Source organism: Enterovibrio calviensis DSM 14347, from assembly GCF_000621165.1.
GTDB classification, from domain to species: Bacteria; Pseudomonadota; Gammaproteobacteria; order Enterobacterales; family Vibrionaceae; genus Enterovibrio; species Enterovibrio calviensis.
Genome location: NZ_JHZA01000020.1, coordinates 25,479 through 44,840, shown reverse-complemented (window position 1 = coordinate 44,840; position 19,362 = coordinate 25,479). Strand labels below are relative to the sequence as shown.

20 protein-coding genes are annotated in these 19,362 nt (G+C 50.0%); 10 read left to right on the top strand and 10 right to left on the bottom strand.

All coding sequences use genetic code 11. The features are described from left to right. Positions 1 to 26: 26 nt before the first annotated feature. Entirely contained in the window at positions 27 to 524 is a 498-nt protein-coding gene (locus Q365_RS0115860; protein WP_028024268.1) for a DUF2780 domain-containing protein, read from the top strand. 214 nt (positions 525 to 738) lie between these two features. Here the strand turns inward: Q365_RS0115860 and uvrD are convergent, their stop codons facing one another. After that, positions 739 to 2,916, bottom strand: coding sequence for a DNA helicase II (gene uvrD / locus Q365_RS0115855; protein WP_028024267.1), 2,178 nt, complete (start codon positions 2,914 to 2,916; stop codon positions 739 to 741). 377 nt (positions 2,917 to 3,293) lie between these two features. Here uvrD and Q365_RS0115850 point away from each other — a divergent pair, with 377 nt between their 5' ends. Genes Q365_RS0115850 through Q365_RS0115835 form a run of 4 tightly spaced genes read left to right on the top strand, consistent with a single transcriptional unit; the run spans position 3,294 to position 5,643 of the window. Further along, a complete protein-coding gene (locus tag Q365_RS0115850; RefSeq protein WP_028024266.1) occupies positions 3,294 to 3,554 on the top strand; it encodes a BufA1 family periplasmic bufferin-type metallophore in 261 nt (86 codons plus the stop codon). A 24-nt stretch (positions 3,555 to 3,578) separates the two neighbouring features. Further along, the gene (gene bufB / locus Q365_RS0115845) at positions 3,579 to 4,436 is read left to right on the top strand and encodes an MNIO family bufferin maturase (RefSeq protein ID WP_028024265.1); all 858 of its coding nucleotides are present in this window, start codon (positions 3,579 to 3,581) and stop codon (positions 4,434 to 4,436) included. Then, on the top strand, positions 4,433 to 5,188 hold the full coding sequence (locus Q365_RS0115840; protein ID WP_028024264.1) for an HvfC/BufC N-terminal domain-containing protein: 756 nt from the start codon (positions 4,433 to 4,435) through the stop codon (positions 5,186 to 5,188). The genes bufB and Q365_RS0115840 overlap by 4 nt, the downstream gene beginning before the upstream one ends. Positions 5,189 to 5,205: 17 nt before the next feature. Further along, positions 5,206 to 5,643: a DoxX family protein gene (locus Q365_RS0115835; RefSeq protein WP_028024263.1), complete on the top strand. Its 438-nt coding sequence runs from the start codon at positions 5,206 to 5,208 to the stop codon at positions 5,641 to 5,643. Here Q365_RS0115835 and Q365_RS0115830 read toward each other — a convergent pair. From Q365_RS0115830 to lptM, 6 genes are read right to left on the bottom strand one after another with little or no spacing between them, the layout of a single operon-like run. Further along, a complete protein-coding gene (locus tag Q365_RS0115830) occupies positions 5,627 to 6,352 on the bottom strand; it encodes an HAD-IA family hydrolase (protein WP_028024262.1) in 726 nt (241 codons plus the stop codon). The two genes, Q365_RS0115835 and Q365_RS0115830, sit on opposite strands and share 17 nt — an antisense overlap. Before the next feature lie 44 nt (positions 6,353 to 6,396). Continuing rightward, positions 6,397 to 7,314 carry a tyrosine recombinase XerC gene (gene xerC, locus Q365_RS0115825; protein ID WP_028024261.1) on the bottom strand — a complete coding sequence of 306 codons (918 nt, stop codon included), beginning with the start codon at positions 7,312 to 7,314 and terminating at the stop codon, positions 6,397 to 6,399. Next, positions 7,311 to 7,985, bottom strand: coding sequence for a DUF484 family protein (locus Q365_RS0115820; RefSeq protein ID WP_028024260.1), 675 nt, complete (start codon positions 7,983 to 7,985; stop codon positions 7,311 to 7,313). Before Q365_RS0115820 ends, xerC begins: the two co-directional genes overlap by 4 nt. Next, positions 7,982 to 8,812 carry a diaminopimelate epimerase gene (gene dapF / locus Q365_RS0115815; protein ID WP_028024259.1) on the bottom strand — a complete coding sequence of 277 codons (831 nt, stop codon included), beginning with the start codon at positions 8,810 to 8,812 and terminating at the stop codon, positions 7,982 to 7,984. Before dapF ends, Q365_RS0115820 begins: the two co-directional genes overlap by 4 nt. A 9-nt stretch (positions 8,813 to 8,821) precedes the next feature. Continuing rightward, complete coding sequence (gene lysA / locus Q365_RS0115810) at positions 8,822 to 10,075, bottom strand: diaminopimelate decarboxylase (RefSeq protein ID WP_028024258.1); 1,254 nt, start codon at positions 10,073 to 10,075, stop codon at positions 8,822 to 8,824. Between the two features lie 24 nt (positions 10,076 to 10,099). After that, positions 10,100 to 10,270 carry an LPS translocon maturation chaperone LptM gene (gene lptM / locus Q365_RS26745; RefSeq protein WP_155859020.1) on the bottom strand — a complete coding sequence of 57 codons (171 nt, stop codon included), beginning with the start codon at positions 10,268 to 10,270 and terminating at the stop codon, positions 10,100 to 10,102. A 74-nt stretch (positions 10,271 to 10,344) separates the two neighbouring features. On the opposite strand from lptM, the gene cyaY reads away from it, so the two are divergent. After that, the gene (gene cyaY, locus Q365_RS0115800; protein ID WP_028024257.1) at positions 10,345 to 10,656 is read left to right on the top strand and encodes an iron donor protein CyaY; all 312 of its coding nucleotides are present in this window, start codon (positions 10,345 to 10,347) and stop codon (positions 10,654 to 10,656) included. Between the two features lie 100 nt (positions 10,657 to 10,756). On the opposite strand, the gene Q365_RS0115795 is transcribed toward cyaY, so the two are convergent. Then, positions 10,757 to 13,321 (bottom strand): class I adenylate cyclase, encoded by a 2,565-nt coding sequence (locus Q365_RS0115795; protein WP_028024256.1) that lies wholly within the window; start codon positions 13,319 to 13,321, stop codon positions 10,757 to 10,759. A gap of 548 nt (positions 13,322 to 13,869) precedes the next feature. Here Q365_RS0115795 and hemC point away from each other — a divergent pair. The 4 genes from hemC to Q365_RS0115775 are packed head-to-tail and all read left to right on the top strand — an operon-like array spanning position 13,870 to position 17,969. Beyond that, on the top strand, positions 13,870 to 14,805 hold the full coding sequence (gene hemC, locus Q365_RS0115790) for a hydroxymethylbilane synthase (RefSeq protein WP_028024255.1): 936 nt from the start codon (positions 13,870 to 13,872) through the stop codon (positions 14,803 to 14,805). Then, a complete protein-coding gene (locus Q365_RS0115785; RefSeq protein WP_028024254.1) occupies positions 14,802 to 15,569 on the top strand; it encodes a uroporphyrinogen-III synthase in 768 nt (255 codons plus the stop codon). Before hemC ends, Q365_RS0115785 begins: the two co-directional genes overlap by 4 nt. Next, positions 15,559 to 16,785, top strand: a complete 1,227-nt coding sequence (locus Q365_RS0115780) for a uroporphyrinogen-III C-methyltransferase (RefSeq protein ID WP_028024253.1) — start codon at positions 15,559 to 15,561, stop codon at positions 16,783 to 16,785. Before Q365_RS0115785 ends, Q365_RS0115780 begins: the two co-directional genes overlap by 11 nt. Further along, entirely contained in the window at positions 16,782 to 17,969 is a 1,188-nt protein-coding gene (locus tag Q365_RS0115775; protein WP_028024252.1) for a heme biosynthesis HemY N-terminal domain-containing protein, read from the top strand. Before Q365_RS0115780 ends, Q365_RS0115775 begins: the two co-directional genes overlap by 4 nt. Positions 17,970 to 18,369: 400 nt before the next feature. Here the strand turns inward: Q365_RS0115775 and Q365_RS27020 are convergent, their stop codons facing one another. Together Q365_RS27020 and Q365_RS0115765 are read right to left on the bottom strand one after the other, a co-directional pair. After that, positions 18,370 to 18,528, bottom strand: coding sequence for a hypothetical protein (locus Q365_RS27020; protein WP_169737858.1), 159 nt, complete (start codon positions 18,526 to 18,528; stop codon positions 18,370 to 18,372). Positions 18,529 to 18,543: 15 nt separating this feature from the next. After that, positions 18,544 to 19,314, bottom strand: coding sequence for a class I SAM-dependent methyltransferase (locus Q365_RS0115765; RefSeq protein ID WP_028024251.1), 771 nt, complete (start codon positions 19,312 to 19,314; stop codon positions 18,544 to 18,546). Positions 19,315 to 19,362: the final 48 nt, after the last annotated feature.

The window sequence follows — 19,362 nt, the reverse complement described above, 5'->3', positions numbered from 1 at the left end:
AATTAATGCCCCTCAGGAGGAGCACCATGTTACGTAAATTAAATGTGATGGCACTTTCCGCCGTATTGATCGCGGCGGCGGTACCGGCACATGCACTGAGTTTGGACAGTTTGGTGGGTGATGCGAAGAAAGAAGCCAGCAACCTAATGACTGGCGTCAGCAAAGAAGCGGCAGATAACCCACTCACGTCTTTGCTTTCTAGCGACCTGAACGTCAATGACGACCAAGCCGCAGGCGGTGCTGGCGCATTGCTGGCAATGGCGTATCAAGAGCTAGGTACAGATCAAGCAAGCGAGTTAACGAAGATGGTTCCAGGTCTGGATTCTTTAACTGGCGCGATCCCTGGTGATTTAGGCAGCATGCTAAACAACATGGAGTCGGTGAACAAAGTGTTCAGCGCTCTCGGCTTAGACCCAGCCATGGTGACCGAATACGCACCTGTTATCTTGAAGTACTTGGGTGAGCAAGGAGCCAGTGATTCATTGTTAGGGTCGCTATCAAGCCTTTGGGGTCAAGCGGCTTAATTGCCTCGCACCCCATCGCTAGAGCACCAAAGCAGCAACGCAGCAACGCAGCAACGCAGCAACGCAGCAACGCAAAAGTAAACGCTCAAGCATCAAAAAGGGAGGCATTCAGCCTCCCTTTTTCTTTGTGTTTCTTTTAAAATCTTTACTGCGTCTATTGGCATCGCTTGGTTTCGCTTTGCCAGTGAATTAACGCAGTCGAAAAGCTGTGAGCTTACATGACTTCAAGCTTGGCATATTGCGTCACCAACCACTTGATGCCTTCACCATTAAAGGCCACCTGCACGCGGCTTTGGTTACCACTGCCTTCGAAATTGATAATCGTGCCTTCACCAAACTTCGGATGCTGCACGCGCTGCCCCAAGTTAAAGCCCGTTTGGTTGAAGTTCTGCTGAGATTGAGTTTGTGAGAATCGACCACTCGCAGCCGCAGGGCGTGTCACCTTGGCACGCATGCGCACTTCTTCCATGCACTCTTCTGGTAATTCACGAATGAATCGAGACGCTTTGTGGAACATGTCTTTGCCATACACGCGACGCATTTCCGCATGGGTGATGTAGAGCTTTTTCATTGCTCGCGTCATGCCCACGTAGCAAAGGCGGCGTTCTTCTTCGAGTCGACCGGCTTCCTCTGAAGACATCTGGCTTGGGAACATGCCTTCTTCGACGCCCACCATGAATACCATTGGGAACTCCAACCCTTTGGCACTGTGTAGTGTCATCAGTTGAACGGCATCGTCGAATTCATCCGCCTGCCCTTCACCCGCTTCTAACGCGGCGTGCGACAAGAAAGCTGACAGTGGCGACATGTCCTCTTGGACTTCTTCAGGCACTTCGTATTGGCGCGTTGCCGTGACAAGTTCTTCCAAGTTATCAATACGTGCTTGAGCTTTCTCGCCTTTCTCGGCTTCGTACATGGCGCGCAATCCGGAATTCTGGATCACGTAGTCCGTCTGCTGGAACAACGCCATTTCGCGGGTGTCGTCTTCCAATGCATTCACCAATTCGACAAAGCGACGCAATGAATTCGCTGCGCGTCCCGCCAAAACTTGCTCATCCAACAGTTGGACACTGGCTTCCCACATGGTCGCGCCACGATCGCGGGCAGCCAATCGAATGGTTTCCAAGGTGCGATCACCCATACCACGGGTGGGCGTGTTCACCACGCGCTCAAAGGCCGCATCGTCAAAGCGGTTCGCCATCAAACGCAGGTACGCCAAGGCATCTTTGATTTCTTGGCGTTCGAAGAATCGCATGCCACCGTAAATACGATACGGCAAGCCAGCTTGAATCAAGGCTTCTTCCAACACGCGAGATTGGGCGTTATTTCGGTACAGCATGGCGCAATCATTCAATGCGCCGCCATCGTCGTGCCATGATTTGATTTTACCGACGACAAAACGCGCTTCGTCTAACTCGTTAAATGCACTGTATACAGAAATCAATTCACCTTCTTTACCATCAGTCCACAGGCTCTTGCCCATGCGCTCCGAGTTATTGGTGATGAGGTGGTTAGAGGCTTTTAGAATGTTGCCCGTCGAGCGGTAGTTCTGCTCCAAACGAATGGTTTGTGCGCCAACGAAATCGTCGAGGAATCGTTGAATGTTCTCGATTTTCGCGCCGCGCCAGCCGTAAATTGACTGGTCATCATCACCAACGATCATCACATTAGCTTGTGTCCCCGCCATCATGCGAAGCCATGCGTATTGGATGTTGTTGGTATCTTGGAATTCGTCCACCAGAATGTGCTGGAATCGCGCTTGGTAGTGCTCACGGATATGGGTTTTATCACGCAGCAACTCGTGGCAGCGCAATAGAAGTTCAGCGAAGTCCACCAGCCCTGCACGGTCGCAGGCTTCTTGGTAGGCGCTATAAACACGTAACCATGTCTTTTCGACCGGATCAAACTGCGCATCAATATGATGTGGGCGCAGCCCTTCGTCTTTTTTACCGTTGATGTACCACGACGCCTGACGCGCAGGCCAATGTTTTTCATCAAGGTTTTGTGCTTTGATCAAGCGGCGCAGCAAACGCTGTTGATCATCAGAATCTAGAATCTGGAAGTCTTGCGGCAAATTCGCATCAAGATGATGGGCGCGAAGAATACGGTGACACAAGCCGTGGAACGTACCGCACCACAGGCCGGAGGAAGTGCCCTGCATCAATTGATCAATACGGCCACGCATTTCCGCAGCGGCTTTATTGGTAAAGGTCACGGCCAGCACAGAAAACGGCGAAGCATGTTCAACTTTCATTAACCAAGCAATGCGATGAACCAGCACCCGGGTTTTACCACTGCCCGCGCCCGCTAGCACCAGATAGTTACCAAGCTGTGCGGCCACGGCTTCGCGTTGTTTGTCGTTAAGACCGTCGATCAGGTGGGATACGTCCATCGTTCATTCACTGGTTATTTATACACTGGTTGGAGATTATATACCCAAGTGACTTTCAGGTGCGAACCTAACACCAAAATTCTGAGGAAAAGCGCATCAGAGGCGCGGTTTAGAGAACCTACAAGCCGACCTATCGCGATATAAATTGAAATCATCCTTGTTCATCAAAGACATAAAACGCCATTCACTCTATTAAAATCAACATCTTAATTGATGACACACCCGATCAATGGTTAATTTTGGTCAAAAAATAACCCTTCCTGCGAAAGTTTTCATGCGTTCCACCTATCCTTTTAGGTGAGTACGTTATGAAGACGGCTCTATCTTTAATCAATTGATAATCCTAAGGACCTTCGTCCTTACAATGAGGAATTGACATGAAAAAGACGAATTTTGCTGTCGCGGCTGCTGTTACTAGTCTGCTTGCTGTAGGTGCTACCACATTGACCACCACTGTTGCCCAAGCTGCAGAAAAAGAAAAGTGCTACGGCGTTGCGAAAGCCGGTAAGAATGACTGTGCAACCAACACTAGCTCATGTGCCGGTACTTCAACGAAAGACGCACAATCTGATGCATTCATCGTCGTCCCTGCAGGCCTATGTGACCGCCTTACTGGTGGTGCTAAAACCTCATCTTAATCGACGAGAGCAAAGGGATTAGGCATGGATAAGTTTTCACCATGGGTTGGCGTGGGGCTTAGGCATCCACATCACGAACACTTCATTAATCAGACTCCGGATATAGGATGGTTAGAAGTACACAGTGAAAACTTTTTCCAGCCTGATTCTGCTGCGTTTGAGACATTGCACTCCCTGCGTCATCAATATGCCATTAGTTGTCACGGGGTGGGTTTGTCTTTGGGGTCAACCGACCCCATCAATCGCGAGCATTTACGTCGTCTAAAGCGACTGATTGATGCGATCGATCCGCTCTTTGTTTCCGATCACTTAAGTTGGAGTTCGGTTAACGGCCAGTACTTCAATGATTTGCTCCCTCTTCCTTATACCGAGGAAGCCCTTGAGGTGTTTTGCGCCAATGTCGATACCACACAAGAGTATCTTGGTCGACAGATGCTGGTTGAGAACCCTTCAAGCTATTTGAGTTTCAGTCACTCCACCATTCCTGAATGGGAATTTTTGGCCGAAGTGTCACAGCGGACAGGCTGCGACTTGCTGCTCGACCTCAATAACGTGCATGTCAGTGCCTTTAACCATGGCTTTGACGCACAACAATATTTGGCTGCTATTGACCCTGACAAGGTGAAAGAAATCCATCTAGCTGGCTACACGGTGAACCCGTTGCCTGAAGGCGAGATCTGGATTGATACTCACAGCCAACCGGTTTCTGAGCCTGTGTGGGCACTCTATCGTGCGTGGATAGCCGCTCACGGGCCGCGACATACCTTGATTGAATGGGACACGGATATTCCCGCCCCCGAGGTTCTCCTCGCGGAGGCAAAAAAAGCCCATGATATTCTCACTGCGCTATCCCCCAGCACACTCAGTGGGGTGGCATCATGACATCGCCTAACCTTGCGGCCTTACAGCGCCAGTTTGGTGATGCCTTGCATTACCAGCCCCACGATTTACCCGTGGAGCATGGCGCCACCTCACCGGACGCCCTGCTTCAGGTCTATCGCAATAACTTTGTGATGACACTGAGTGAATGCCTCGCCGTGGTTTACCCCGTGGTCAAAGCACTCGTCGGGGATGTCTGCTTTGATGCGATAGCACGGCAACATGTGCTGAACACACCGATGAAGGATGCCTGCGTCGATCGTTACGGCGAGGGATTCAATGACACCATTGCTTCGATCCCAAACATTATTGAAGCCGTTCCCTATTTGGCGGATATGGCGACATTGGAGTGGCATATTCAAACCGTGAACCGGGCGGTTGTGTCACCCGAACCATTTCCCGTTGAAGCCCTCGCGCTGGTTTCGCCAGAAGAGTTTGGCGATATCCATCTGCATGTCTCACCGGCTGCCAAAATTATTCAAAGTGATTTTGCCATCAGTCAGATTTGGGATGCCGTGACGCGCCAAGATGAGGCGCAACTTCAATCTATCGACCTTAATTCTGCAGAATCTGTGCTCATACATCTCAGGCACGACACGCTCACCGTGATCGCGCTAGATATCTTTGAGGCAGGTTTGATTGACGCCTGCGCACACTCGCCATTTAGCGATATTGCCCCAGAGCAGTTGCAACATATTGCCAGCGCCATGCAGCGCGGCGTCTTTACCGACTTCAACCTTACTCGCACGCCATAAGAAAAAGGATATTGCGTATGCTTTCTTTGATTACCAAACTGGATAATATTTTTGAATCTGCGCTAAAGCCCCTAGCGCCAGCGTTGCTGCTGCTAAGCCGATTATGGGTTGCGTGGGTCTTTTTCCGAGCGGGACAAACCAAAATAGCGAGCTGGGATAGCACTCTCTATTTGTTTGAATATGAATATCAGGTGCCCGTTTTACCTTGGGAAATGGCCGCATACCTAGGAACAGCCGCAGAGCTTATCTTGCCAGTATTCTTGGTATTAGGTTTGCTCACTCGCCCCGCGGCGCTTGCCTTGTTTGTGTTCAATATCGTGGCGGTGGTGTCTTACCCTGCACTTTGGGATAAAGGATTCTTTGACCACCAAATGTGGGGTGTGATGATTCTCGCCACCATGATTTGGGGACCAGGCTTACTCGCTATCGACAATAAACTTAAACAGCGCGGGTAAGAGTCAGAAGTTGACTCAGGTGGGAGATTTCCACATCCGGTAATAACGAAGCATGCCGCTGCGCTGTCAGCGGCTGTTGCGTATCATTGAACCAACACGCTTTAAAACCCGCCAATTTCGCGCCGCGCACATCCGTTTTTAGATGATCACCGACATGCAGAATCCCCGATGGGGCTTGTCCTAAAAGGTTTTTGGCTTTGATAAATAGGGCGGGATCAGGCTTGGCTAATCCATCAGGGCCTGCTTGAAGGATTCCTTGAAAGTAAGGGGTCAGCCCCAATCTGTCACAGTCCACATTGCCGTTGGTGATTGCCACCAAGGGATAACGCGCCGACAGCATCGACAAGGTTTCAACGGCTTCATCTGGAACCACAAAATTGCTGCGCTCCATCAAGAAGAAATCCACTCCGTCATTCGCCAGTTGCTTACCTGCGCTATCACTGAGACCACAACGACTCGCGGCAAGGCGGATCTGCGCGCGTCGGATGTCGGTGACAAACCCTTTCAAGCGCCCGTCGTTATCGAGCACTTGCTGTCGCATCTCTTGCCATTGAGACCAGCTAAATGCCGCCATGGGCGCACAGTGCTCTTCTAACCAATCCAGTAACTTTTGCTCGGCGCGAACGATCACGACGCGATTGTCGTAAAGGGTATCGTCCAAATCAAAGGTCAACGCGCTCACCGCTTCCCATCTACGATAAAACTTCATGTTCGTTCCTTTTCATCGTCAGTGAGCGGGATCAGCCCGCTGTGCTAATCACTCTTGCGCTTTCGTGCCCGTGGATGGGCGGCATCATACACCTTGGCAAGGTGCTGGAAGTCGAGGTGGGTATACACTTGCGTTGTCGACAAGTCAGCATGACCTAACAATTCTTGCACCGCACGCAAATCGCCGGACGATTCCAGCATGTGGGTCGCGAAGCTATGCCTGAGTTTGTGCGGATTGATATGACTGTTTACCGCCTGTTTTTGTCCCCATTCTGCCATACGTTTTTGTACGCTACGCGGAGAGATACGGTTTCCCAACTTGGAGATAAATAACGCCTCTTCAGGCCCTTTGAGCAGAAGATTACGTACTTTTATCCAGTTGATCAGCCACTCTTTCGCCATACCAGTAAACGGTACTACGCGCTCTTTGTCGCCCTTACCTATCACTCGCAAGTCGCCTTTTCGCACAGCAACATCACGAAGATTGAGGCCAATCAGTTCAGACAAACGCAAACCAGCACCGTACATCAACTCCATCATGGCGCGATCTCTGACCGCCAAAGGGTCATCATCAGTATCCACAGAAAGCAGCTGGTTGATTTCATCGACATCGAGATTTTTCGGTAACGTGCGGCCTTGCTTGGGCGCAGCCACGCCTTTGGCCGGATTCGCTCCCAAAACGCCATCTGCCACCAGAAAATCAAAGAAACTACGAAGTGCTGACAAACGAAGCGCAATGCTGCCCGGCTTTAAGCGTTCACGTTTGGCTTGAGAGGCGATTTGACGCACCCAACCGGCATCGACGTCTTGCCATTGGGTCACGCCAGATGTTTGCAAGAATGTAGCGCAGGCAGTGAGTTGTTGACGATAGTTTGATTCGGTATAGCGGCTCAAACCTCGCTCACGGATCATGTAGTCAAAAAATCGCGCCAACGGTTTTTCCATCGACGAGAGCAGACTCATTCGTCATCCTGCCACTTGTTGAGCAGTATGCCGATGTGCTCGGCGATTTGCTCGACAAACAAGGTGTCCATGCTTGGCTGAAAATGCCCGCCGTCTTTACTCGCAAACGACAAGAAGCCAATTTCTTTGCCCGCAAACACGGGAACCAATGCGTACGAGCCGAGTTCAGGCGCTTGGCTCACAAACTGCTCGCCTTCGGCTTTTCGCAAACGACCAAGGTAAACCCGCTGACCACAAAAATGCGCCGCTTTGACGCTATCGACACTCTTTTTATTCAGCGCATGGTGGCCAATGTCATAAAAGCGCAGGCTAGCTGACAGCTGCAATGCCGTCGCTAGCACTCGCAGTGCTTGGTGAATGTCTTGTTCTTTGTTGGCGGCAAACAAGGCTTTGTGAGTTTGCGAAAAAGCCCTGAACAGGTTTTCATTTCCTGCGGCAATACTCATCAACTGCGTGATGTCTTCTTCTAATTCCGCCACGCGATCGCGTAAACGACCAAGCTGAATTTCAACCAAAGAGACTGTGCCACGCTCAGCGTGAGAAATACGAAGCTGCGCCAGCAACTCAGGCTGGCGAAGAAAGAAATCTGAATGGTCTTTCAAATAGCTGGCCACAGCTTCTTCAGTCAGTGCTTTCGCCTGTGGCCCTTCGAGCTTGGAAAGCTCCGTCATACTGTTATTTGTCCATCATAAACATGTGAAGTTGGGCCAGTCATATACAAAGGATGACCCGGCCCACGCCAGCGAATGTGAAGATTACCGCCTGGCAATTGCACGTGCACAGACTCGTCAAGCAAGCCTTGCATGATACCCACAGCAACAGCGGCGCAAGCCCCACTGCCACACGCTTGCGTTTCGCCAGCGCCGCGTTCATAAACACGCAAACGAATTTCGCTGCGCGATACGACTTGCATAAAGCCTGCATTCACACGCTCAGGAAAACGCTCATGGGATTCCACGAACGGGCCCAGCGCTTCCACAGGCGCAGTATCAATATCGTCAACCACGGTCACGCAATGCGGATTACCCATGCTGACTGCGCCAACAAACAAGGTGGTGTCTTCTACACGTAAAATATAGGTTTTTTCTTCCGCATTTGCGCGAAATGGAATTTTAGAGGGTTCCCAGATAGGCTCACCCATATTGACGGTAACGCCATCGTCACTATCAATATTGAGCACCATTTTTCCCGATTTGGTGCTGACATGAATTTGATGCTTGTTGGTCAGCCCTTTCATACGGACAAAACGGGCAAAGCAGCGCGCACCATTGCCGCACTGCTCAACTTCACTGCTGTCTGCATTAAAAATTCGGTAGTGAAAATCACTTTCTGGATCATAGGGGGGCTCGACCACCAAGAGCTGATCAAAACCCACACCCGTGTTTCTGTCCGCCAAACGACGAATCATATCCGGGGAGAAATACGCATTCTGCGTCACGCAATCAACCACCATAAAGTCGTTGCCGAGACCATGCATTTTCGAAAATTGTATCTGCATCCGGTTCCTTTATTCAGGCAAAACCTGTTCTAACTGCCACAGTGACTCTAGAGGCTCTCTCTGACGAACCAGATGGGCCGTTTCACCGTCAACGATCACTTCTGCTGCGCGACGACGCGTGTTGTAGTTGGATGACATCACAAAACCGTATGCACCTGACGAACGGACCGCCAGCAAATCACCCGCTTCCAGAACCAGCGCGCGATCTTTACCAAGGTAATCACCGGTTTCACAAACAGGGCCAACAAGATCATATGTCTTTGCTTCTCCGTCACGAGGGCGAAGCGGCACGATGTCTTGCCACGCTTGATACAAAGCAGGACGAATAAGATCGTTCATTGCCGCATCAATAATAGCGAAATTCTTTTCTGCGTTGTGTTTGAGGAACTCCACTTTGGTCAGCAAGACTCCAGCATTGGCCGCAATTGCTCGACCTGGCTCAAACACCAACTCGATATCTTGATGATTCCCCAAACGGTCTAGCAGTGCTTTCGCATATTCAGATGGCTGAGGCGGTTTTTCATCGTGATACGTCACGCCCAAACCTCCACCCACATCAAGGTGTTTGATCTGAATGCCATCGGCACGTAGCGCATCGATCAACGCCAATAGGCGATCCGTCGATTCAATAAACGGTGCCAAATCGGTCAACTGTGAGCCGATATGACAATCGATACCATGAATCGCTAAGTGTGGCAGGCTATGCGCGTAATGGTAAACCTCACGGGCACGGTCAAACGCGATACCGAACTTGTTTTCTTTTAAGCCGGTGGAAATATATGGATGAGTTTTCGCATCCACATCAGGGTTGATACGCAAACTCACTGGTGCCACTTTGCCTAACTCACCCGCAACTTGGTTGAGTCGGTCCAGTTCAGCTTCCGATTCCACGTTGAAACACTTAATACCTAACGACAACGCACGCGCCATTTCATCCGCTGTTTTAGCCACGCCGGAGAATACCACTTTTGCTGGATCGCCACCTGCGGCTAACACACGCTCAAGTTCACCTTGTGACACGATGTCAAAACCAGAGCCAAGGCGAGCAAGTACATTGAGTACACCCAAGTTGCTGTTTGCCTTCACGGCATAACAAATCAAATGCGGATGATCACCCACTGCGTTATTGAACGCATGCCAGTGGCGTTCTAATGTCGCGCGCGAATAAACATATAGCGGTGTGCCATAGGTTTCAGCCAATTGCGCCAATGGCAACTCTTCAGCCCAAAGCTGTCCGTCATCCTGATAATTGAAGTAATCCAACGTTGTCCTTCCCTGTTCGATATATTATGGCTGATCAACGCCCTGAGCTTGCGTATCCTGTGTGTTTTCCGATTCGATCGGCGCACCATTTTGCGCTGGCGCGTCTTCGGGAAAATAAAGAGGTCCTTGCTGACCACATGCCGACAGCAGGGTAAATGCTGCTAGCACAGCAAGTTTCAGGGTTGTTCGCATCATTTATGCCAGTGATCCAAAAGTTAATGACCTCTATAATCGCATCAACACACTGAAAAGCAATAGGACGGAATACAATGAACGCAAGCGAATACCACGATCTTGTCGACGCAGAATGGATGGCCATCGAAGAAGGCATCGATGAATGTGGTGCGGATATCGATTACGAGACATCTGGGAATGTCTTGACGCTGGATTTCGAAGACCGCAGTCAAATCATCATTAACCGTCAGGAGCCGATGTCAGAAATTTGGTTGGCATCAAAATCAGGTGGCTTTCACTTTGGCTACAAAGACGGCAAATGGCTATGTAGCAAAACAGAGATTGAATTTAGCGACATGGTGAAACAAGAGTGCAGCAAGCACGCAGGCGAAGCGGTGAATTGGTAAGTCCGGTCTGGCTACGTCACTCGAAGAAACAAACACTATGCGCAGAGGCGATCAGGAGAAGACGTCGCTGATCGCCATGGGCGAACAGCGACATAAAAGACTATCTTGAGGCAAACTGCGCAGGCTCACTGCGCATGTCTGCTCCGCGTTGCCACTGGCGATCACTCTTATAAGGGATCACCTGCGCACGACCATCTGCTTGATGAATAATGTCGTAAAACTGTGGAAGGTTGAAGTTAACGGCTTGCCCGCTGAAACTCACTTTCTCTTGTGACGAGGTGTAGAAACGATTCACACCTTGCACCATTTCTTCTTTATCGCCACTGCACTGTCGGTACATTTCTACGCGGTTGTTTTCATCCAACACGTAGATATTGAACCCTTCTTTGCAATCTTCGAAGAAGAATTGGATCAGACCTTCGCTCGCGTAAGCATCCACCACTTCTGGCGGGTGTACCTCACCTTCTTTATCCAACACTACCAATGGTGAACCATTGATCTTGTTAGTCGAAATCGAGCGATAAAAGTCCACCGAGTTTTCGAGCTTCTGAACCGACACACCGCGGCGTTCAAAGAACAAACCGAAGGTTTGATCCGCCACACGAATGGCTTTAAAGCGGCGACGTTTTTCCTGATCGACCGGCTTCAAACGCATGTCGATACACTCAGCGACCAGTTGATACACCAGATTACGGATCAGCCCGCGCATTTTTCCGGCATAACAGAACACATCCACCGACTCAGGCGGAATGGCGTCTTGGTGCATTTTACCCAACAAGGTTTTGAGCACGTCCAACATCGCATTGTCGCCCTTGAAGTTCAGGGTACGCACTTCGTTCCAGCTATTGCGATACACCAAATCCACACTACCCACCAAGCATTGCTGCTCAGTGCCGTAACTAAAGATATCGGTGTTTTTAAAATCGAATCGGACTGAGGGTTGCTTCAATTCAGACGTGGGGTCTTGCTCAAGGTTGATAAACAACGCCAGTTTACGAATTTCACATGGGCTGGATAGCGCTTGCAGAGACGGTTGTGGTCGACGCACCGTAAAGGTGTTTCGCATGTCACTGACAAGCTGATAGAGCTTATCAATGTCAACGTTGCTGGTACGCGCCACAGAATGCAGACAGGTTGATTCGGTCAACATGCCATTGAAATAAGCCCACGCCACCAGCTTCGACAAATAACGGTTATGCTCCAGTGGTGCACGGCCAATAATGTCTACGGGTTTAGGTGATTGTTTGTAAAGGTACCAACCTGGCGGGTTATTGCGACCATCTGGCACCTGAATCAAGGTCAAATCCGATTCATGCAAATCTGGTGAAAGTTGCGGATTGAGCAAGGTTACTTTACCCGGCAACACTTCAAAGGCCGCATAAAGTTTACGCGCCAGAATGCTGATATCTTCAGGGCTGATGGCCGACGTGATGTCATTGCGACGCGCAAAGCGAATAAGGTTGCGATAACTCAGCATCAAAGCTTCTAGCAGCTCATTGTGGGCCACCTTCACTTCTTCTACTTTCCAGTTACGACGGTTATCTAAACGAGCGATATCATCCTGCGTCCACCCCCACTCACGCGTCAAAACGCACAATACTTCGCGACGCCAAGGCACAGAGCCTGGTCCTGGTTCACGAGTGAGTTTTTCGTGGGTTTTGAGGTAGAAACAGCGACGCACTAAATCGAGACGACGATGATCGTCAATACGCTCTAGGTAACGGGTAACTTTCTCCAACATAAGGTAGTACGCATCGGACTGGTATACGTCCAGCATGCCGGAGAAGAAACGACGCTTGCCATCAACACTAAGAAGCTGGGTACCTGGGTATTCCCAAGAATACGCTTCCAACAAAATGGCTTTGAGTACCGATTTATAAGGTGAATCAATACTTTTATACAGTTGCCAAAGGCTAGAGCCAAAATACTCTTCGGCGGGGATCGATGGTAAACCGCCAAAGTCGACCCAATCGTCACGGCGAAGTGACCCATTGGCAATCAGCTCACCCACGTACTCTTCATAGCAGTTTTCCATCTCCGGTGGTACCAAGTACCAAAGAAGTTGTTGACCTGCCAAGTGCACGGCTGAGCGATAAAATTCGTCTAGCAAAAGGTAATGTTGGCTTGAGCCACAGTTATCCGACGTCATTTCCTGCGCAAGATTTTGGCGGAAACGCTGCTCACACATCACGAAGAAGTTCACTTCGACGCCTTGTGCCATGGCCCAATCGGAAATCAACGAGCACTTCGCATCCAACATGCCGCGCTCTTCTTCGCTCACCCACTGCTGCACACAAACCCAAATATCAAGATCGCTGCTCAGGCTTTGTCCCATAGAAGCAGTGCTGCCCATGGAGAACATACCCTTAATCGGGAAATCTTGAGAAAGCGGTTTTTCAGGTGCTGATGTGTTCGATGCCAACGCGCAGTCATTCACGAAGTCGCGTTGCGTATCAGAAAGGGAGAAGCTAGAAATGCCATGAACGACGCTGCGCTCAAGATAGCCAGGAACGGCAGGATGATTAAAGTGCAGCAAGGCAGGCAATACGTTAAAGACGTTAACGGCCTGAGAGTGCATCGCGCTTCGTGCGCGCTCCAATCTCACTCGATTGAAGGCGTCAAGTCGCTCTATTTGCTGATCAACATAGTTTTGCAAGATTAACATCCAAAGTTGCCGACATCCTAGTCAACGAAACAGGTCTCACCGATTTATTACTACCGTGAGGCCCATGGATAAAAACGTGATCAATCTAACAGTTTTTACTCGGAGCGTAAAGCAACCAAAGACGCGATTTTTTCGCATGAGTTAGCTCACTCCGTGAACAAAACTGTGAGATACATTACGATCTATCTCAAATTTGATTCGAAATAAGGTGAACCAAGTAGTATTTCACACCCTATATCGACCGTTATTATTTGATCCATATCACACAGAGTAGTCTACGCAGCCGCGCTTCGCACGTTTTGCCCCGTGGTTATTGCCCTCAAATGATATTTACCCACCATCTCGGCATCACCAAGTGGCGTTCTCCTGCCTAATTTATGAGACGCGCTTGTGTCGACACATCATTTCCACGTGTTTACTTTACCCACTGAGTACCATGTAGGTCACGTCATACGCACCGACAGACCTCTGAAAACCTTTATCTTGAGGTGGTTTAGAAATAAGAAGCGGTGATACGATGAGAGAATGAAAATCACATGGACCCCACTATGAATTCAACACCAATCCGCATCGCGACACGCAAAAGCCCACTTGCGCTGTGGCAAGCCGAATATGTTAAAGCCGCTCTTGAAGCCACGCATCCCGGTTTAATTGTCGAACTGGTGCCTATGGTGACCAAAGGCGACATTATTCTCGACACACCGCTGGCTAAAGTCGGTGGTAAAGGCCTGTTCGTCAAAGAACTAGAGCAAGCCATGATCGAAGGACGTGCTGATATTGCCGTTCACTCGATGAAAGACGTCCCTGTCGAATTCCCTGAAGGTTTGGGATTGGTGACAATTTGTGAGCGCGATGACCCGCGTGATGCCTTTGTATCAAACACGTACGCCAGCATCAGCGATCTTCCTCAAGGTGCTATCGTCGGCACATCAAGCCTTCGTCGTCAGTGTCAGGTTCGTGAAATGCGCCCTGACCTCGTGGTGAAGGATTTGCGCGGAAACGTTGGAACACGTTTAGGTAAGCTCGATAATGGTGAGTATGACGCCATCATTCTTGCGGCTGCTGGCTTGAAGCGTCTCGGTCTGCACGATCGTATTCGCAACGAAATTGAACCAGAAGAAATCCTGCCGGCGGTAGGACAAGGCGCAGTGGGCATTGAGTGTCGACTCGATGATGAGCGTGTACGCACATTGCTAGAGCCGCTATCTGACGCCAACACCACTTACCGCGTGCTCTGCGAGCGTGCGATGAACAATCGCCTGCAAGGCGGCTGTCAGGTACCTATCGGCAGCTATTCAGAAATCCAAGGCGATCAAATCTATTTGCGCGCGTTAGTCGGCGAACCCGACGGCAGCGAAATCATTCGTGGCGAAGTGACTGGCCCACTAGAAAAAGCCGAAGAGTTAGGTACTGGCCTTGCTGAACAATTGTTGGCAGAAGGCGCACGCCCGATTCTTGAAAAACTGTATCAGGACGAAATATGACCGTCGTGGTCGTCCGTCCTGCACCTGCGTGTTATGAGCTGGTCGACAGCCTCAATCACGCAGGAATAAAGGCGCTGCCCGCGCCTTTGTTGTCTTTTTCTGCTGGCGCCGACCTCCCAACACTCTCAGACACATTAAACGCACTGCCCAGCGGCAGTGTCGTTGTGGCTGTCAGCCCCCGCGCTATTGAATATGCACAAGCCCATTTAACCGAGCAAAATACCCCTTGGCGCAAAGATCTGCATTTCGTGGCAGTGGGTGAAAAGACAGCCAATACTTGGCAGGCTCTCGGCCAAGTGGATGCGATTCAACCCCCAACCGAAGACAGTGAAGGCATGCTGACGTTGCCTGTTTTTTCGAAAGTTGATGCCCTCAATGTCCTGATCCTAAGAGGGAACGGCGGTCGAACCTTACTAGGAGACAACCTCGCTGAAAATGGGGTCAAGGTACGCTATTTTGAAGCCTATCAACGACACTGGAACGCGGACGCCCTATCATCATTAACCACACAATGGCGCAAAGAGCACGTTGATACCTTCGTGATCACCAGTGGCGAACAACTTTCACTTTTATGCCAGACAATCTCAGAGTGTGACCAGCAATGGTTAAAAGAATGCCATATACTGGTGCCAAGCAAACGGATTTACAATCAAGCAATTGGCTTTGGTTTTTCAGCAATCAACTGCGTAAACAGCGCATCTAATCAGTCGCTGCTACGCGCTTTATACGAGATGAACAACTCGGGACATTCGGATGACAGATAAGAATAAACCTTCAGGCACGGAGAAAGACACAACAGCGCCAGCATCCCCTAAAGACACGGCGAAGAATGCGTCTGACAATGCCACCAACTCTCGTTCTACCACCGACACTACGGTGTCTAAATCCGCTGACGAAACATCGTCTTCAGCAACTACAACGCCAGCGAAAGATTCACAAACAGCCTCCCCCGCCAAGAAACAAAAGAGCGGTCGCGGATTAGCAGTTGTCGCTATTGTGTTGGTTATCGCACTCGGTGGCGGCCTTTATTACCACGGCCACCAGCAATCAACACAAGTGAACGCAGGCATTGCAGCCCTCACCTCACAAGTTTCAGCATTGGAAACTGCACTCGCTAACAGCGAAGCACAAACACAAAGCGCGGTGCAAAAAGCCACGCAAGACACGCTCGTTTTGATCGAGCAACAAGACAAAACCATTCTTAGCCTGCAATCAGCACTTGCTGACGTTAAAGGTCGTCGCCCTAATGATTGGTTGCTGGCTGAAGCCGACTACTTGGTAAACCAAGCAGGTCGCCAATTATGGCTTGAGCATGATGTGCTCACGGCCACGACCTTAATGGAAACCGCCGATCAACGTATTGCGGCGTTGAATGACCCATCGCTAACCCCCGTGCGCCAAGCGATGGCGAAAGACATTCAGCAACTGAAAGCCATTAAACGCATTGATCGTGATGGCATTGTTTTACGACTCAATAGCTTGCAACAAGAAGTGGACAAACTGCCATTAGCCAATGCCATCATGCCTGAAGGCGAGGCGGTGACACCTGAGCAAGTCTCAGGCAATGTTGATGATTGGCAGCAAAACTTAAAAGCGTCCATGAGCGACTTCGTCGGCCAATTCATTACTTATCGCAAGCGTGAAGGCGATGTGGTGCCATTACTGACACCAGCCCAGACCTTCTACTTGCAAGAGAACCTTAAAGCGAAATTGGATCAGGCCATCACGGCGGTTTATCGCGAGAACGGTCGTTTGTATGCTGAGTCGATTAACACAGCAGAAGAATGGGCGGCGCGTTTTTACAATCAAGACGCCAAGATCACCGAGAGCTTTATCAGCACGCTCGACACGCTCAGCCAACAGACCATTGAAGTCAGCTACCCAGAGGCCCTTGAAAGCCAGCAGTTGGTGAGCGATTTGCTGGCAGACCGATTGCGTCGAGACCTCGCGCCATTGCCTGCAGAGGGGTCTAGCCAATGATAAAAATCCTCCTATTAGTCATCGCACTGATCGCTGGATTGGTTGTTGGCCCAGACTTGGCGGGCAATCAAGGCTATGTGCTGATCTCTGCGGCGAATCAAACCATTGAAATGAGCCTGACCACATTGGTCATTGTGGTGATTGCCGCATTCGGTGCTTTGTTTCTACTTGAGCTTATTATTCGCAAGCTGTTCTCACTGTCTAGCTCTACGCGTGGCTGGTTTTCTGGCCGTAAGAGCAAAAAGGCACGCAGCTTCACGAACCAAGGTTTGGTGAAGCTGCTAGAAGGTGATTGGAAGCAAGCTGAGAAGCTCGTCGTCAAAGGCGCTAACTTTAGTGATGCGCCACTGCTGAACTACTTGGCCGCGGCAGAAGCCGCGCAAGGCCGTGGTGATGTTGATAATCGCGACCGCTACTTACAGCAAGCAGCTGATTTTGGCGCTGACAGTCTGGCAACCGCGTTGACTCGCGCCAAATTGCAATATCGCCAAGGCCAATACGAAGAAGCGTTAGCGAGCCTTCAAGGCCTGGTGGATGCAAACCCTCGCAATGCCATCTTGCTTAACTTACTCAAAGACACCTATCTGCAGCTACAAGACTGGCAAGCTTTGTTACGTTTGCTGCCATCGCTCAAGCGCGTAAAAGCCATTACCGATGACGAAGCTGCCAAACTTGAGATCAAAGCAGAATGCGGCCTAATGGCACATATTGCCACGCAGAAAGGCAGTGATGGTCTTCTCGCACATTGGAACAGCCTTTCGCGCGCTGCCCGTCAGCAAACACCGCTGATCGCCTGTTTGGTGAAGCAATTGATCGCAAGACAGGCAGATTCTGAGGCTTACATTATTTTGCGTGAGAACCTGAAGAAGAAGCCGGATGAAACCCTTATCGGTCTTGTGTCTGAATTGTCTCTGCCTGACTACCACCCTGCGATTTTGAAGTTGCAGGATTTGCTGCGCTACAACGAAAACAATCCGATCACGCACAGCGCATTGGGACAGTTATATTTCCGAGAAGGAAAATGGGCAGAAGCGCGCCAGCACTTTGAAAGAGCGCTCGATGTTCGCCCTGATGTCACTGACTATGCGTGGTTAGTCGATACCCTTGAGAAGCTTAATGAATCAGGTGAAGCCAACCATGTTTCACGTGAAGCCTTAAAACTGGCGCTACCTCACAAAGACTGAAACATTTCACGCACAAAAAAACGCCCATCTGGGCGTTTTTTTATTCACATAATTCACGAAAGGCATTAAAAACAACCTAATATGTTTCAATACGTTAATAATCATTAAGGGCTATTTACAACGCATTGTTAAGACAAAGTAGCTGTTATCAAATAGGAAGGTAAAAAATTGATGTCCAAACTTTTTGATAGTGAGCACGCCCAATCATGGATATGTTACCTTGGATCATAGTGTCAGGCTTGATGGTGTCGGTTGTTACCGGTCTGCTGACAGTTCTGCTAGTCAAAGGCATGGAGTAATCCTCGCCAACGACAGACGCCTCCTTATGGAGGCGTTTTTGTTTTTAGAATGAGGAAGTTAAATAGTAAGAAACATCGCGTCAGAAACGCGAGATAACCGTTTACGGTTTCAGAGGGATCGGCTTACACAGCACTTTTTTAGTATTCGCCACGCGAGCACACTTACGACACGCATACTCAGGCGCTTTTACCAGCTTCGCCAGTTCCAACACCTCTTTTTCAATGTCTTTACTTTTCCAGTCACATAAGGTTTTTGCCACAGTCACTCTTCCTGCTTAACGCATCGCCGCTTTCACATAAACGTCGAAACGATTTTTCTTGGTTTCAATCTGAGTCGAAGGAGACTCGCCCGCAATAAATTCAGCATAATCAGGACGCTTTACCACTACACGTTTAGTCGCCAATTGATAGGCTGGTGCAAACAAACCGTCAGCATCATGATCTGCACCAACTAGCGATTGAAACACGCGCATTTCTTTTTTGACGAGTGCAGATTTCTTCTTATGCGGATACATGGGGTCAAGGTAGACCACATCAGGGCGTTCACGCGTCGTATCTTCAACCAGTTGGGTCAGCGCATCGTGACTGGACGCATGTACCATGGAAAGGCGCTCAGTCACCCAATGGCCAATTTCAGGATCCAACTTGGCACGTTCTAAGCCATCTTCAAGAAGCGCGGCAACCACTGGGTGGCGTTCTACCATCTGAACCTTACAGCCAAGTGACGCCAGTACGAACGCATCGCGCCCTAGCCCCGCGGTGGCATCGAGTACTGTTGGGGTTGCCCCTTTGTTTAGGCCGACTGCTTTCGCAATAGACTGCCCCTTACCACCACCAAATTTACGGCGATGACCGACCGCGCCGCCGATAAGATCAACGAACACTGCGCCCAGCTTAGGCTCATCTAACTTGCGAAGCTCTAACCGTGATTCGGTTAAAACCAGCGCGAATATCGCATCGCTATCGTGGGTAAGGCCCCAACGCACAGCGATTGTATCTAGGGTGTCTTGGCGCGTTGGCGCTTCGCAGGTTAAAGCAATCTGCACCTGAGTTCTCCGGCAAACTATTCTCGGCGAGTATAACCGCAAGCTGCG

Coding starts and splice junctions, on each gene's coding strand:
- Q365_RS0115860 (WP_028024268.1), top strand. CDS start 27: ATGTTACGTAAATTAAATGTGATGGCACTTTCCGCCGTATTGATCGCG.
- uvrD (WP_028024267.1), bottom strand. CDS start 2,916: ATGGACGTATCCCACCTGATCGACGGTCTTAACGACAAACAACGCGAA.
- Q365_RS0115850 (WP_028024266.1), top strand. CDS start 3,294: ATGAAAAAGACGAATTTTGCTGTCGCGGCTGCTGTTACTAGTCTGCTT.
- bufB (WP_028024265.1), top strand. CDS start 3,579: ATGGATAAGTTTTCACCATGGGTTGGCGTGGGGCTTAGGCATCCACAT.
- Q365_RS0115840 (WP_028024264.1), top strand. CDS start 4,433: ATGACATCGCCTAACCTTGCGGCCTTACAGCGCCAGTTTGGTGATGCC.
- Q365_RS0115835 (WP_028024263.1), top strand. CDS start 5,206: ATGCTTTCTTTGATTACCAAACTGGATAATATTTTTGAATCTGCGCTA.
- Q365_RS0115830 (WP_028024262.1), bottom strand. CDS start 6,352: ATGAAGTTTTATCGTAGATGGGAAGCGGTGAGCGCGTTGACCTTTGAT.
- xerC (WP_028024261.1), bottom strand. CDS start 7,314: ATGAGTCTGCTCTCGTCGATGGAAAAACCGTTGGCGCGATTTTTTGAC.
- Q365_RS0115820 (WP_028024260.1), bottom strand. CDS start 7,985: ATGACGGAGCTTTCCAAGCTCGAAGGGCCACAGGCGAAAGCACTGACT.
- dapF (WP_028024259.1), bottom strand. CDS start 8,812: ATGCAGATACAATTTTCGAAAATGCATGGTCTCGGCAACGACTTTATG.
- lptM (WP_155859020.1), bottom strand. CDS start 10,270: ATGATGCGAACAACCCTGAAACTTGCTGTGCTAGCAGCATTTACCCTG.
- cyaY (WP_028024257.1), top strand. CDS start 10,345: ATGAACGCAAGCGAATACCACGATCTTGTCGACGCAGAATGGATGGCC.
- Q365_RS0115795 (WP_028024256.1), bottom strand. CDS start 13,321: ATGTTAATCTTGCAAAACTATGTTGATCAGCAAATAGAGCGACTTGAC.
- hemC (WP_028024255.1), top strand. CDS start 13,870: ATGAATTCAACACCAATCCGCATCGCGACACGCAAAAGCCCACTTGCG.
- Q365_RS0115785 (WP_028024254.1), top strand. CDS start 14,802: ATGACCGTCGTGGTCGTCCGTCCTGCACCTGCGTGTTATGAGCTGGTC.
- Q365_RS0115780 (WP_028024253.1), top strand. CDS start 15,559: ATGACAGATAAGAATAAACCTTCAGGCACGGAGAAAGACACAACAGCG.
- Q365_RS0115775 (WP_028024252.1), top strand. CDS start 16,782: ATGATAAAAATCCTCCTATTAGTCATCGCACTGATCGCTGGATTGGTT.